Source organism: Amycolatopsis sp. NPDC043887, assembly GCF_056435665.1.
This window is the reverse complement of the sequence record NZ_JBWKEB010000011.1, coordinates 108,960-121,113: the sequence shown is the minus strand read 5'-3', so window position 1 is coordinate 121,113 and position 12,154 is coordinate 108,960. Positions and strand designations below refer to the sequence as shown.

Here is a 12,154-nt window from a genome sequence, read left to right as displayed (position 1 = left end):
CTGATAGTCGCTGGATGCCCGCCGTGTCGCCCTAGACACCCTACCGAGACAGCCCGCGATCAGCAGGGGTATGTCGTAACCAGCGTTTCCTGGTCACGACACACCCCTGCTGACCTGGTCAAAGGGTTTTCGGCGAGCCATCGGAGTCCGTGAGTGACGGTGACCTCGTCTGCGCGGGTGCTAGTGGGGCCCATCCCGATGCGGCAGCAGCTCGTTGGCCCCCAGCGGACTTCGCCGAGGTGATCGGGCCTGAGCCCGCATAGGCACGGCAGCCCAGACTCGAAGCCGTACGCACTACAGCCAGGGAGGGGCTACGTTCGGCATGCCGAGCGGCGATGACATCCACATGGAGCGCTTGGGCGACCATCTCAGGCGGTTGCCGGTCGCGTTAGCCACAGACAGCGAAGCCGACCATTCCTGCCGACTGCGGCCAACTCGGCGGCCTTCGCTTTCGCACACTCAGTCAACGCTGCTGCGGGATCAGGCCGGGGCGAACCGGATCTGCGTTGCAGTCCGATAACACCGTGTAACAGGACCGCTGCGGCTAGCGACTCGGTGATCACCTGCTGGATGTCTAGCGCGGTGTGCAATGGAAGGCCGGTGACGATGAACGCCAAGCGGTCCAATAACGCCATATGGAAGCTCACGATTCCGGAAAACGAAGCCCCGAAGGACCGTATTAATGAGGTGCTCGAATCGTACGCTGAACAAGCGCTCACCGAGGGAGCAGATAGGCGTCCACTGACGCCTATTCCGCTCAGACAACGGATCACTGGTCTAACCCTAGAACTCTATGTGCGAAGGAGCTTCAGCACGGGGCCGCTCTCATTTGTAGAGGGCTACCTGCTGGAGGCTGACGACGCAAAGAAGTTTCATATCCGCGGAGTGGATGCGTGTCTTTTTCTCTACAATAAGACGTCGTTGTTCGCGATAACATCTGGCGGCGGATACCATGTCATCACAGATTTCGTCGATTACACTTTCCCTTTCGACACAGCCAAGAAGTTGATATCCAACAACTTCCGCGCAGCGGAAGTGCGTGACATGATCGGCTCACGAACGAGTCGCGCCGAAACGTATCGCCGCACATACTCAATTTCTCGAAGCGAAGCCGTTGACACCGTCTGGAAAAAGTTGGTAGGCCGCCTCGACGCCGAGCGCCTTCCAGAAGATAGTCCATTGCGCGGACTAATAGACCCAGACAAGCCGCCTGCTGTCGAAATCAAATCTTCATTCGTGCTGCGACAGAAGCTAGACCTCGACCAAGTCGGAAAATTGATAGCCGCGGTAGAAAACCTCGACGAGCCAAGCCCGGAAGATTTGCAAGAATTGTCATTTCTGGACAACCTGTATCCAGTGAGAAACAATCCTGAATTGGCTGACGCACTTGCGCGAACCTTTGTGGAGAATATTCGCCAAAGGATCCTGTCCGACTCTCTGCCAGATATTGATCTACTCGACCCGGGCGATATCATCTCATTTAATGCCGGGTCAAACTTCAAGCTAAGCTACAGAAGAGTGAGTGACAGTGTTCCCGACCTCGACGACATCATTCCGGCCATCCGCACCACGTTGGATTCCTCACTAGGAAGTGAAGCAGACTTTTTCGCCGGCTTCATGAAGCTGAGGTTGATATACCAAATCAGCCCCGATGATACGTCAAGAAAGATTCGCCGCCATCTGATTGACTTCCTGCACGGCCAGGTTGAATATGACAAGAAGGTCTACTTCCGAATTTCGAAGGTGTGGTATTACGGTCTCGGTGACTTCCTGGAGAATTTGAAGCGCGACTTCATCAATGAAGTATTCGAAGTCAAGGAGCCAGTTATCCTACGAGGTGTCATACCCTTTCTACCATGGAAAGGCGGCAGCGAGGGCGCTTACAATGAAGCGCAAGCCAGGCAACCTAACTTCTACTTTGGCGACGAGATATTCGCATGGACGGATCGAGGAAAGGTGGAGCTCTTCGACCTATTGTATATCGACGAGGCGAATAAGAAGTTGTATGTAATCCATGCAAAGAAGGATTTTGCAGCTAAGATGCGTGACGCATGTTCACAAATTCTCGTTGCTGCCGACATCTTGTCGCGGGACATCGACAACCAGAAGAAGGTCCTCAGCAAGTATTACCGAGAGCAGTGGAGCAAGCATGAAATGAACGCCGGCATTCAGAAGAAAAAATTCCTATCTTGGTTCAGCTATAAAGTCACCTACGTGGTATTATGCTCCACTCCGAATGACTTCATTCCAGGAGACTTCACGGAAGGACGCTTGAACTCTCATATCGCTCGGCGCGAGATCATGTCAGCAAAAAACGAGATGAAATACAATTCACATAGTTTCCATCTGGCCCATACGAAGTTTGGTACATAGCGCCTGCGATCTGGACTGCGCGTGAGCGCTGCGCCTATTTCTAGCGTGAAGACAGCACCGGCTTCTGAAATGATTGATGCGCACCTGTCGTGCGCGGTGGCCCAACTTTCCTCGATGGGTCGGCTTCCGAAGTACGTGCATCAGCTGATCCGGTTGATGCCAGGTGCCTCGTACGCCTCGACGATCTCCGGCGGCATCTGCTCAGTGGTGCGGTGGCCGCGCAGCTTGTGCCAGGCGACGGTCCAGGTGGCCTCTTTCTCTCCCGGCCGTGGCGGTGAAAAGAGCGGGTTCGGCACGGTGACCGACTTCTTGTTGACCCGCCGTACCCGCATCCACATGCTGTTGTAGAGCAGCCAATCGCCCTTGCTCACGGTTTCCGGGCCCAGCGTGGACGCCTCGCCCTCAACCTGGAGCTGGGTGTAGACGCCCTTCCAGTAGTCGATTTGCTCGGTGAGGGTGGTGATTTCGCGCCGCAGATAGACCGCGCGCTCCTCGCCGGGGTGCTGGATTCCCCAGCGGTGCCGCCGTTGGCCGTGCTCGTCGGTCTCGGTCACCCAGGCCGGTTCGCCGTCGAGTTCGCGCTGAAGACGCCGACGGTCGGCTTCGTGCTTCTCGATCCGGTTGGCCACGGTAACCGGGTTGTGGCGGGCACCCATGTGGTGCGACGCGGTGTCGGCGCGGCGCGCCAGCTCGTCGGCGTACTCACCCTGTTTGATGGATTTGCCGAGGTTGTTCCACGCGCGCTCGCGACGGTTGCGGTCGGCCTTGTAGCTGTAGTGGTCGACCAGCAGGGGCTGGCCCATCGGGATGTTGTGGAAAACGTGGTCGGCTTTCGCCCGCGTGGCGTCGGCCTTGGCCTGATGCTTCCCCGAGCGTTCGGTGAGCCGGTCGGCCCGGTCGTCCATCCGGTCGGCGAGATCGGTTTCCTGTTGCTCGACGCTGGGCGTCGTGTCGTCGATGGCGCGCTCGATGGTGTAGCCCGCCTCAGCGAGTACGCGCTCGATCTCGGCGAGGGCGTACGGCTTGGACTGTCGGTGCCGCGAGGACCGAAGCAGCCACGCTCCGGCGTAGCGCGACCAGGTCCAGGACGGATGCGCCTTCAGCGCTAAGTGCGCAGGACTGTTACGAGTGGTGCCTTCGACGGTGGTGCCGGATTCGTAGTCGTGGTGGATTGTCAGAGTGCCCAAGGACATGGCGATGCGCCTCCTTCGCTTCATTTCGCACGTGGTGTGAGCCGTCTTGTTCGGTCCGCCTAGATCCGGGCGGGTCGGTGGTCCTGGTCTCAACCCGCCGTTCGCGGGAATGTCGCCAGGAACGCAGCGACACGGGCGGCCTCGCCTGGAGCGACGGAGAAGGCGAAGGCCACGTGTCCGCCGTTGCGGGGCACCGTGGCGGTGCCGGCCAGCGGACCCTGGTAGCGCACGATGGCTTCCTGCGGGTCGTGGCCGAGCGGGCTGGGGCCGGGCGTGTGGACGGTCGCGCCGAGCGGGTCGGCGATGGCGTGCGCGAGCTGGTCGCGTGCGGCGGCCTGGTCATCGAGTCGTTGTTTCAGCTCGCGGGTTTCCGCGAGGGTGGCCCGGTAGCCGGGCAGCAGCCGCCGGGCAGTTTCGGCGGCGACGGTTTCTGGTGTCTTGGCCGGGGACACCGTGATTTCGTGTGATGGCACCGGGTTTCCGTGGCGGTGCCGGATAGTCGCTAGTTTGGCCGGGAGGCTGGCGGACAGCCTGAGCCGTGGTGTCTTCTCCGAGTCGGAGTAGCTCACGTGAACTTGTTCGCCGTCTGGGCCGATGAGGTAGCGGTCTCGCTGGCCGTGGTAGCCCGATTCGATTGTCCACGTTCCGTCGAGCGCTTCTGCCATCGCTGCCGCGAATGCCTGCATGTCCATGGGGTGTTTTCCTTCCTGTGTCGGGGTTTTGTGTGCGCTGGTTTTGGTTCGGGCGCCGGTAGCGGCCATCTCGCGGCCACGGCACACGCGCGGCGCATGGCCGCGCGGGCACCGAAGCGGCGACGGTCCTTTTCAGACCGAAGCCAGCACCTTGCCGAGCGTCGTCACGGTTTCCTGGTCGAGCGCGTCGGCTTTTCCGTCCACTGCGCGGGACATGTTGCGTTCGGCGCGTGAGGCGTTGCGCACGATCGCTTCGTGGTGGGTGTAGGTGTTGATGGCCTGTACCACTCCCCACGCGGTACCGCGCCACGGGCTGACCCGGTTGTCGCTGTTCCACAACCGGTTGAGCGCGGCCCGTTCGTTAGTCGCGGTGGTGCGGGCGCGGCCCTTCTCCTCGGGCATCGGGGTGTGTGCGTCCAGGAAGGCGCGCCATGCCTGATCGGTCACGGTCGTTTCGCACAGGGCCTTGACCTCGGCGGCGAATTCCTCGGCCACGGTGTGGACCATCGCGAGCGCGTCGCGGGCCTCCACGATGCGGAACTTGCCGTTCTTGGAGTGCTTGACCTTGAACTGTTGGCCGTACTCGCGCAGACCGGCCGACATCGTGTTGTCGCACACCACGTTGGTCACGGTGCGCTTGTAGGTGGTGGCAAGGCTGCCGTCGTGGCTGGTGCAGGCGACCAGGTTCGGCCGGAACTCCACGCCTTCCGGGGTGGTGATGTTCTCGGGCACTTCCACGCTCACCCATGCCTGTCGGCGGTCACGCAGCAGGCCGGCGGAACCGATTGACAGACCGTCATCCAGGATCGTGCCGACCTTGTCGAGTAGCCATTCCTGGTACTGGTGCACGGTGTACCCGTCGGCGAAGATCCCGAGGACATCACCGGTATCCGATGCGGTAATGGCCTGTTTGTTGGGCACGCGGCGAAGGCCGAACTTGCCCGCGACGAGCACCGGTTCCGGTTCGGCGGTCCAGTGGAACAGGCGGCGCTGAACGTCGGCTACCGGGATGGCGCCGGTGTAGTGGTTCGGCTCTCGGCCCTGTGCCGAGGCCCGGTAGTGCCAGGCGTGCCCGCGCTTGTCGGTGAACCCGATCAGCACGTTGTTGTTGAGCCATTCGCTGGTTTCTTTGGACATGACGGGACTCACTTTCGTTATCGGAGGTGATACGGGAACCGTTGTGCGGTCACGGCGACCGCGCGCCAACGCGCGCGGCACCGAAAAGACACAAGGGCTATTTGCCAATCGCCGCAGCGATCGCCAGACGGCCGCTTGATATCCACGGGGCGAAATTCGGTCGAATGACCCTCAGACAGCGATAGGAAGCACAGTTTGAGCGGGGTCTACGTACGGCTTGCGCCAGGCGACAAGGATCGTTTCCGCTATGTGCTCTATGGCGTTCTCGTGCGCGTCGTTCGTCGCGGACGTTGCTGAATCGCACGTCCACTCGCTTCCCTCGAACGAGTAGTAGAGGTTGCGGATTTCTTCGTGGGTGTAACCGAAGTCGTCAAGATCATCGCACCCAAACCAGTCCGCCAGCTCCGATCGAGTATCCGACTCAAGCCACGCGTCCCATGCTTCCTCTTGTAACTCTTGTTCGTATTCTTCCAGTGTGCTTTCGTCGACTTCACCTGCGTCTATTGCCTGGGCACTTTGGACGAGGCTGGTCAGCCATTCAATCCCCGTGTCGACGTCGTCTCCGTCAGTGGGGAGTTCCCCGAGTTGCACCCACGCGGAGCCGTAGCCGTGTTGACCGTTTGTGGACGTCTGAACACCTGGGGCGCCTGCCAAGTAGCGGACGTTAGCCGCGTCACGTTCGGTACCGCCATAGTCTGAGTAGTCAACTAGGGTCACGGTGATTGCATAGTCATCATCGGTTTCGACCCCGTCCGACAACACCAACGCATGGATGACGTCGGCCTTCAGGTCTCGCACCTGAATCGGATACGCGTATCCACTCCGATCCTCGGAGAGACCGACCCGGTCGCATTCCAACAGTTCGAGCCACAGTTCTACAGTTTTGGCGTATTGTTCCGGCGAGTATACGTGTTCACCCTTGTATGACATGAGAATTTCCTTTCATGGTTCTCGTCGAAGTGGCTAACGTCTGCACGGCGGTTCAGGCCAGGTGTGAGCTGATACCGACCAATGGCGATATTCTCAGTCGACAGCACATTCCCCTGAACCTCTCCCAGAGGGGATCGTTGAGCACCATGTAGTTATCTTGGGGACACACCTCTGGCAGGCATGCCTTTTATGCGCACTACTCCGCCCTATAGCAAGGGATTCACATAACGGGGCTGCAAGCGCAGTTACTACGCATCTCAGACTAGAAATGCGCGTTTGGCTACGCGTCGTTCCCCGCTACCGCCCTGCACGGTTTCGCTGCTGTCCGCGCGACCCAAGCCGCTGCCCGCGCTGTGCGGGTCTTATGGTTCGTAACGACCAAACCCTTAAGGAAAAGAAAGGAAAGAGATCGCTCGCGGGACGCCGTGTCCCGGTCCTCACGCCCCTTCTCTGTCTAATCCGCTCCGGTCTGTCTTGGTTACATGTCTAGGTTGACATAGTATCTAGACACTTTCAACCTTCAGTCGGGTTCCGTTATCTCGCCGTTACCTTCGGCATCGACCTCGCTGCCCAGGGCCGGTCGGGCCCTTGAGCTGGGAAGACGCAGAGGAAGAGAAGACCCGCACAGCGGCAGCCACCGCCCGCGACCCGCACAGCGGCACAGCTTGGAATCTGTACGAATTTCCCTTTGGATATCTCGCGGTTCTCGAATCGCACCACTTGCGGCCACGTCGTTTATATGGTTGTCAACATTTATGAGCCGTGTTTCTGTATCGTTAGATTTTATCTTGCGTGCAAGAAAAGACAGAGAGCGATATGTGACCACTTGAGATCAAAAAGAAGAATGAAAGGAAAGCCGCGGGAAAGGAAGATGATGAAGAAGCTGACTACCACAGAACGGGGACTTGCGAACGGAACGCAGTGCGAGCATCAGATAGCCAACACACCACCCAAGCCGACTGTTCACGTGCCTGCCGGCACCGAAGTTGGGGGACACGGAGGAGGGGGTTGCCCAGCGTTGGCCTGCAACAAGGCTTTGGCGCGCCCCTTCCTCTCTAGCGGGAGTCCGGAAAGGAAGGCTGAGGGGAAGGTGGAGAGGAAGGTGGAGAGGAAGGTGGACGGGCGAGAGGTCTACGGGCTCGTCTCCGGCTCTGTGCCGGTTGTACATCCGGCAGAGTACTGGCCTCGGGCCGTGCTTCGGATCGCCTCCGCGGCTGCCACCGCCGCTTCCCGGAATCATATTAACAAGTTCATGTCACGGCGTTCGAAGTATCCGCGAGGAATCAGCTCAGTATAACGAGGCTGGCTCGTGTTGGACAGCCTCCGGCAACTGGTGGCTCGCAATGAAAATCGCGGCGATTTCCTGCGTGAGGCGCTGGGTTCGTTTAGCTGGCTTGCCGGTTGGATATGTGATTTCTCGGCTGTTGTAGGGCGTCCGCGAGGCTGAGAGTGCTGTGGGCGGGGCCTTGGTCGAGGTCGGCCAGCGATGTGGTGAGCAGGTGCAGGGTGCGCGGGATGCTGTCGTGCTGGCCGAGTCGCGCTTGGTGGCGCATGAGGTCGCGGTAGATCGCCTCGTTGTAGGGGTCAAGGTGGCGGGCTTGTTCCAGCAGGGCGAGTGCCTGTTCGGGGTTGTCGGTTCTGATCTTGCGGATCAGGGTGCTGAGCGCGTCGAGGACGTCGCGCCGGAGTGCTTCGCGGAGTCCGTCGATCCAGTCCGCGGTGATGCCTTCGGCGAGGTCTCCGCGGTATAGCTCGGTGACGCGGTTCGCCGCCGCGACGGCCTCTGTTGCCGAGGCATGGCGGCTGGCGGTAATGGCGTCCTGGAGCGGCCAGAGGTCGGCGGTCAGGATCGTCTGATCGAGTCGGTAGTGGCTGTCCTGGTTGACGATGAGGTCGAGGGTGTCGTCGTTGTTTGCCCGGCGAAGGCTGCGGCGTAGCTGGGACAGGGTCGCGTGGAAGCTGTTGTAGGGACGTTCGCCGGGAGCGTCCGGCCAGAGGGCGGCGCTGAGGGTTTCGCGTCGGCACCCGTCACGGTGTAGCGCCAGGTAGACCAGGATCTCGCGTTGCCGCGGAGCGAGAACGTCGATGAGGTCACGGGGTTCGGGGGTCGCTCTGGTCAGGTGCAGTCGGCCGAGCACCTGCAGGTGCAGCGGCGGGGCCGGGGCTGGATCTGTGGCCGGGCGCGGCGCGGTCGTTGGGTTGTCGTCGCGCCGGGCGGCCGAGGGGCGCGGGTGGTTGCTGACCTCCGGCGGGGATGGCTCGGGCGTTTCTGATTCAGCTGGTCCGGACGGTCCGGTTGTCGGGTTCTCGCCGCGGTTGTCGCTGGCGGTCTCCGTCGGTGGGGTCACGGCTGCGGCGTCGGGTGCCGTAGCGAACTCGTACTCGAAGACGAGTGGCTCGGCACTCGCCCTCGTGCTCTCAGCCCGGCTTTGCCGCTGTGTGCCCGGTTCCACGGCGCTGCAGGCGACGGTGCAGTCTCGGATCGGGCCGTCGCTGCCGGGCTCGGCCGCATGCAAGAGTGCGAGCAGGTCACGAGCATCGGCGTCCAGCAATGTGAAAAGTCGGGCGCCGGCCAAGTCTTCGCTCAGGGTGGGGCTGGTCGCTTCGACGGTGCCGTCGTCGCGAACGCGCACAGTGCCGCCGGGGCGCCAGGGGCCGAGGAACACGCCAGCCAGACCAAGGTGCGCGCCGTTGTCGAGGACGGCGTGCGCGCGCCGGTTCGTGTCCGCGGTGGGCGTGGCCACCACCACGGCAGGTCCAGTGTCTCCGCCCTGAAACGCTGTGTTCGCTGGTGGGTCGTCGCGCGTGAGGTCGCTAGTGTCGGTGCGGGCGACCAGCTCGGCCTCCAACGTCGCCAGCGCTGCGGGCAGATCATCGACGATGAGCAGCCGGTCCGGGACGGGATCGGCCAGGTCGTGTCCGAAGAGTGCGCGGGCATCGTCGGCGGGCATCACGATCATGGCGTCGAGGCCGTCGCTGGTGGCCTGCGCGAGCAGGGTCATGATCAAGGCTCGTGCGGCGGCATGGGCACCGGGACCGGTGAGTCCTAGTCCCCGCGTGCTGGCGAGGTCGAGTGCGATGGCGTGCCCGTCGCGTACGCCGAGCGCGGTGTTCTGGGGTGCCGGGAGCACAGCACGGACCGTGGCTCGGGCTCGGTCGCGGATGTGGATGTCGGCCAGTCGTGCGTGGCCGGGTGCTGCGGGTGCAGCGGTCGGGTTGTCGTCGCCAGCGGGCGTGCTCGTGGCGGTGTCGTGAGCGATGCGCAGTGCGCGGACGACTGGAAGGCCGGCAGGGTCAGCCTCGTCGCGTACGCCAGGGTGGTACCAGCGGCGGCGCCGAAGTCGGACGGTGATCATCGCGAGGGTGATCAGGGCAGCCAGTCCGAGGCCGACGAACGCACCGGTCGGCAGGGCGATACCGGTTCCGGGCTGTGCCTCGGGCAGGTCCGGCGGTTCTCCTCGAGGTGCGTCCGGCGAGGCGGGCTCCTCGGCGGAGGTAGCCGGGCTCTCTGGGGCGGGCGCGGGCGTCGGGCTGTTCGGTGGCGTCGCGGGCTGCTCTGGTGGCGGCGCCACTTGGGCGGGCAGGACGAGGTGCCAGCCGGGCAGGATCTGGTCGGGGTGGCGCAGCGCGCGGCCGTCGGGTTGGGTGCGGCCGGCGTTGAGGTCAAAGATCGCGGGCCAGGCATCTGGGTCGCCGAGTTCGCGTTCCGCAATCGCGGAGAGCGTGTCGGTGGGCTCGACGGTGACGGTGCGCCCGCTCGCTGTGATGATGCCCGCAGGACGGTGCAAGGCGATGGCGTCCGGCGGGAATAACAGCGTCCACCCCGGTTCCAGGTCTCCGGGGCTGTCGGCGAGCAGGGCGGGGTTGAGCCGCACGATCTCGTGGTAGCGGGTGCCACGGCCGAGGTGACGTTCGGCCAAGTCCCACAAGGTGTCGCCGTGTACCACCGTGTAGGGCACAGCGTCGTCTGTTCGCGCCGCCGCGAGAACCGGCGTGGTCGCGGCGCCGACGGTCCCCGCAGGCTGATCGGTCGCGGAGCCCCGTGCTGCCGCAACAGAGTGTTCGTGTGGCCATGGCGGCGCGGTGGCCGCAGCGGGTGTTGCCGAGGCTGTCGATGCCCCTGCGGTACCGGTGGAGGTGGCCACGAGAACGGCGGCCACAAGTCCGGCGATCCATCGGCCACGCGGTACTCGGCGCAGCAGACCGCGGGCGGTACGGACGCCGTGTCCGGTCTGGCGGATCACTTCGACGATCACGGACAGGGTGAGTGCCAGCCAGCCTGCCCATGCCACGGCGACGACCAGCCAGATCATGAGGTCACCGGTGATCCATGCCCAGCGCAGCGTGGCCCAGATCTGTTCGGGCCAGCGGTCGATCGGTACCGGGTCAGGCCAGCGGTCTGGAATCAGGCGGGCGGGATCAGCACCGAGGACGAAAAGTCCATTCGGGATGCCGGCGACGAAGGCGAGCAGCGCCAGCGCGGCGAGCACGCCGCGAACGCGCTGTGCCGTCGGGGAGGTCATGGGAAGCCGCCGTCGCGGGTGCCGACGCCGAGTTCGGCCAGCGCGGTTCCGGTGGCCTGGACGCTACGGCCGAGCAGTCCGATGGGCGCGGGCTCGGTGACGGTGACCGTCACGCGGACCGTGCGGGTTCCGCTGACGGTGACCTGGCCGGGGTGCCCGGCGCGGACAAGATAGTCGGCCGCGGTGCGGGCGGCTGTGCCGGTGTCGACGCCGACGTGCGGGCTGCGGGTGTCCACGGCGGTGTTCGCCGCGCGGGCGGCTTCGGCGGCCAGGGCGTCAGCGCGGGCGATGGTCCGCAGGCAGGCGGAGCCATCGACGACCAGGGCGAGCACGAACAGGAGCGCGGGCACCAGGATCGCGATCATCACGGTGACCGACCCGGCATCACGTGGCCGTGCCGGAGCGGTCATGGGGATCCTCGGTACGGATCAGTGGGGCTGGTGAAGGAACTGGTGATCGTGCGGGTCCCGCCAGGAAGAGGCAGCGCGAGATCGTGGAGCGCGACGCGGCATGTCACGCTGGCCCGCACCATGCCGGCGCGGCCGACGGCGATCTGGCTCGCGTCGACCGACACGCTGGTTTCCTGGCAGGTAACGCCTTCACGGCCGAGACGGTCGCGAGCCACAGCCGTTCCAGCTTGCTGTGCCGCGTGAGGGCTGCGGGCGATCGACGCGGCGCGTGCAGCCGCCGTAGCGGCGTTGTCGACTGCTTGCTGGGCGGAGCTGACACGAGCGCCGGCGATGATCAGCAGTCCGACGATGATGACGGCGGGCACCAGCACCGCGGCTTCGACGCTGACGGAACCCCTGTCTGTCCACAGTCGACCGATGCGATGCGCGCGTACCTGGCTGGTCACGAGCCACCCCCGGCAAGCGGCGTGGTGAAGCGCTCCTTGGCCGCCTGGGCGGTCACTTCGACCTCGATATCGAGGCCGGGGATCGGCAGCAGCCGGACGGTCTTACCGGAGACCGCGACCTGGACGATGTCAGCGGACACCGTGGCGCGGATCCCGGGTGTGGCGAGGACGCCGCGGCCGGCGCGTTCGGCGAACGACCGTGCGGCCGCGGCCGCGGTGGACTGGGTAGCGCCGACTGGACGTCCGGCGTCCACACCAGCCTGGGCTGCCTGAGCGGCCACGGAGTGCGCGTGCCACCATAACCCGCCTTGCACGGCCGCGAGAATCAGCAGCAGCACCAACGGGAACAGGACGGCCAGGCCGACAGACTCAGCTCCCCTGTCGTCGTACATCCGCGTTCGCCAGAATTCGCGACAGTGTGTCCACACTGGCCGCTCGCCTGCTCGCCGT

General features: G+C 63.7%; 9 protein-coding genes. 1 reads left to right on the top strand and 8 read right to left on the bottom strand.

Annotated features, from left to right (window positions below):
• Positions 1-606: 606 nt before the first annotated feature.
• A complete protein-coding gene (locus tag AC069H_RS27965) occupies positions 607-2,373 on the top strand; it encodes a DUF6119 family protein (RefSeq protein ID WP_478234409.1) in 1,767 nt (588 codons plus the stop codon).
• A gap of 140 nt (positions 2,374-2,513) precedes the next feature.
• Here AC069H_RS27965 and AC069H_RS27960 read toward each other — a convergent pair whose 3' ends face one another.
• The 8 genes from AC069H_RS27960 to AC069H_RS27925 all read right to left on the bottom strand — a co-directional run bounded on the left by AC069H_RS27960 (position 2,514) and on the right by AC069H_RS27925 (position 12,096).
• Positions 2,514-3,566 (bottom strand): DUF3560 domain-containing protein, encoded by a 1,053-nt coding sequence (locus AC069H_RS27960; protein ID WP_478226974.1) that lies wholly within the window; start codon positions 3,564-3,566, stop codon positions 2,514-2,516.
• A gap of 89 nt (positions 3,567-3,655) precedes the next feature.
• Complete coding sequence (locus AC069H_RS27955) at positions 3,656-4,258, bottom strand: hypothetical protein (RefSeq protein WP_478226973.1); 603 nt, start codon at positions 4,256-4,258, stop codon at positions 3,656-3,658.
• Positions 4,259-4,390: 132 nt separating this feature from the next.
• Complete coding sequence (locus AC069H_RS27950; protein ID WP_478226972.1) at positions 4,391-5,395, bottom strand: DUF932 domain-containing protein; 1,005 nt, start codon at positions 5,393-5,395, stop codon at positions 4,391-4,393.
• Between the two features lie 171 nt (positions 5,396-5,566).
• A complete protein-coding gene (locus tag AC069H_RS27945; protein ID WP_478226971.1) occupies positions 5,567-6,325 on the bottom strand; it encodes a hypothetical protein in 759 nt (252 codons plus the stop codon).
• Positions 6,326-7,710: 1,385 nt separating this feature from the next.
• Positions 7,711-10,848, bottom strand: a complete 3,138-nt coding sequence (locus tag AC069H_RS27940) for a BTAD domain-containing putative transcriptional regulator (protein ID WP_478226970.1) — start codon at positions 10,846-10,848, stop codon at positions 7,711-7,713.
• Positions 10,845-11,258: a pilus assembly protein TadG-related protein gene (locus tag AC069H_RS27935; RefSeq protein ID WP_478226969.1), complete on the bottom strand. Its 414-nt coding sequence runs from the start codon at positions 11,256-11,258 to the stop codon at positions 10,845-10,847. Before AC069H_RS27935 ends, AC069H_RS27940 begins: the two co-directional genes overlap by 4 nt.
• On the bottom strand, positions 11,255-11,704 hold the full coding sequence (locus AC069H_RS27930; RefSeq protein WP_478226968.1) for a TadE family protein: 450 nt from the start codon (positions 11,702-11,704) through the stop codon (positions 11,255-11,257). The genes AC069H_RS27935 and AC069H_RS27930 overlap by 4 nt, the downstream gene beginning before the upstream one ends.
• A complete protein-coding gene (locus AC069H_RS27925; protein WP_478226967.1) occupies positions 11,701-12,096 on the bottom strand; it encodes a TadE/TadG family type IV pilus assembly protein in 396 nt (131 codons plus the stop codon). The genes AC069H_RS27930 and AC069H_RS27925 overlap by 4 nt, the downstream gene beginning before the upstream one ends.
• Between the last annotated feature and the right edge of the window lie 58 nt (positions 12,097-12,154).